The following is a 2,374-nucleotide window of genomic DNA, read 5'->3' on the forward strand; positions in this document are numbered from 1 at the left end:
TTTGGCTTCACTCCGGTGTTGTTCATCGGGCATAAGGCTCCCCGGTACCGCCGGTCTCTGCTGTTCACACCTTCTTTTTCCTGGTAGTTACTTATGTTGTTTAAATCTCTGCGCCAGCGGATGGCCCTGCTGTTGACGCTGCTGGCGTCGGCTTTTTTCTCGTTTTCTGTTCAGGCGGTCACCACTCTGCGTACTCAGGGGCAGTGGTATGGCTACTGGGGCTGGAACAATGCCACGTATTCCAACAGTGATATTCACTTTAAAGGTGATGATCACGATTTCACGCTGTACGGCGTTAAAGCCCGCGACCGTCAGAATCAGGTGTCGTGGAATGAGGTTTTCCACTCTTATCTGAATCCCGGCCGGCTGACGATTCCACAGTACAACTGGCGTGTTGGTTATTTTGTTGCCGATAACTGGTCGGTATCGCTCGGCTTTGATCATATGAAGTATGTGATGGTGCAGGATCAGACCGTCGATATCAGCGGTACTATTAATCGTCCCGGGTTTGAGCGCACCGACCCGGCCCGTGGTCAGCAGAAGCTCAGCACTGATTTTCTCGATTATGAGCATACCGACGGCTTTAACATGATCTCACTGGAAACCGAGCGTTTTCTGCCGCTGTGGTCCTGGGGCAATAAAATGGATCTGGCGGTATTTGCCGGTTTGGGTGCCGGCATTCTGTATCCGAAAAGCAACGTTAAACTGCTTAGTGGCGAACGTAATGACGAGTGGCATGTCGCCGGTTATGCCACCACGGTTAAAGTGGGTGTTGAAGCCACGCTGTGGAAAGGCTTCTTTTTCCGTTTCCTCGGTAAATATGGGCATGCCGATATGGATGATGTGCTGACCAGCAATAAAGGCGATAAAGCCGATCAGAGTTTTTACTTTGATGAATATATTGGCGTATTCGGTTATCGCTTCTGAGGCTGACGCTGCTTAAATGAGCTGGCTTTACGCACGCTCACACGGCAAACCGTGACCCCTCCGGGCGGCAGTGATACATTGCGCGCTGCGAAACCGGAGGGCAAAAATGATCATACGTTTTACTGTCAGGCAGTGTGCGGTTGCCCTGCTGTTATTCTGTTGTTTACCTCTGCAGGCAGCGCAGGCCAGTCAGGCCGATGAGCGCCAGTCCGGTCCGCAATCCTTCCGTGAAGCCAAGCGTATGGCGGCTAAGCTGTACGCCAGTCTGCCGGGTGGCCAGCGCACCTTTTATTGTGACTGTGCTTTCTCCGGCAAAGATATTGATGCTTCGGCCTGCGGCTACAGTGCGCGTAAAAATGCCAAACGCGGTGCGCGGCTGGAATGGGAACATGTGGTTCCTGCCTGGGAGTTTGGCCATCAGTTGCAGTGCTGGCAGAACGGTGGCCGCAAGAACTGCAGTAAAAACGATGCGCAATTCCGCCGTATGGAAGCCGACCTGCACAATCTTGTGCCTGCTGTTGGCGAGTTAAACGGCGACCGTTCCAACTTCCGTTTCGGTATGCTCGAAGGGGAGCCGCGTGTCTATGGCCGCTGTGATTTTGAAGTGGATTTCAAACTGCGCCGTGCCGAACCGAAAGACGACCGCCGCGGTGATGTAGCGCGGATTTATTTCTATATGCGTGACCGCTATGGCCTGAAAATCAGCCGCCAGCAAACCCAGCTGTTTAATGCCTGGCATAAGCTGGATGCAGTGGATGATGCCGAACGTGAGCGTGACCGCAGGGTCAGCGCGTTGCAGGGGAATGGTAATTGTTATGTGCGCAGTTGTGATAATAAAAAGTAATAACTATCGGGTTTGATAACAGCAAATGAAAGGGGTCATTCCAGCGTTATCCTGCGCCACCGGAAGTTGAGCATTATAAGGCCTGTATTGTCATTTCTGCGCGGTAGACATTCCTGATAGTGCGCAGTAATCTGGCTGCGATCAGTGGTGCAGGGAAAGCATCAGCAGTGCCCGGATATTTTCCGCACCGGCCAATAAACTGCCATTTATCAAGGAAGAGACCATGCCGAATTTTAATTCTGCCATCGATACAGCCGCCCGCTTTGGCGACATCCCTTTTGTTGAATTTACCCAGGAACTGATTACCGGCGTGTTCGACTCGCTGGTCGAGGCGCATATTCTGCAGGTTGAAGAATATGCCGAATTTGTTCAGACCCTGACGCAGGATTTATCCAGTTATATCAACAACACCAACGACGGTGTCAGCTTTGATGAAATCAGCGATTTTGTGCTCAAGTACGAATTGCCGACGCTCAGCGAAACCGAGCTGGAAGCCGTACTGAACAGTCTGGAAGCGCCATCCACATCCTCGCCGGTTAATGCGGCCCAGCCAGCCACAACCGATACCTGGTGGGGTGGGTTGATGAATGCACTGGCGCCGGC

General features: G+C 52.4%; 3 protein-coding genes. All 3 read left to right on the forward strand.

Annotated elements, in window-relative coordinates:
• The first annotated feature begins 93 nt into the window (after positions 1-93).
• A complete protein-coding gene (locus B3P58_RS13415) occupies positions 94-927 on the forward strand; it encodes a hypothetical protein (protein WP_286718155.1) in 834 nt (277 codons plus the stop codon).
• A gap of 106 nt (positions 928-1,033) precedes the next feature.
• Positions 1,034-1,771, forward strand: coding sequence for an endonuclease (locus B3P58_RS13420; protein ID WP_286718158.1), 738 nt, complete (start codon positions 1,034-1,036; stop codon positions 1,769-1,771).
• A 223-nt stretch (positions 1,772-1,994) separates the two neighbouring features.
• A partial coding sequence (locus B3P58_RS13425; protein ID WP_286718161.1) for a hypothetical protein occupies positions 1,995-2,374 on the forward strand: 380 nt, incomplete at its 3' end.

This window comes from Thalassolituus sp. UBA2009 (assembly GCF_002335285.1).
Taxonomy (GTDB): domain Bacteria; phylum Pseudomonadota; class Gammaproteobacteria; order Pseudomonadales; family Oceanobacteraceae; genus Venatoribacter; species Venatoribacter alkanivorans.

Excerpts from the sequence above, each read along its gene's own strand:
- B3P58_RS13415 (WP_286718155.1), top strand. The coding sequence starts at position 94 with ATGTTGTTTAAATCTCTGCGCCAGCGGATGGCCCTGCTGTTGACGCTG.
- B3P58_RS13420 (WP_286718158.1), top strand. The coding sequence starts at position 1,034 with ATGATCATACGTTTTACTGTCAGGCAGTGTGCGGTTGCCCTGCTGTTA.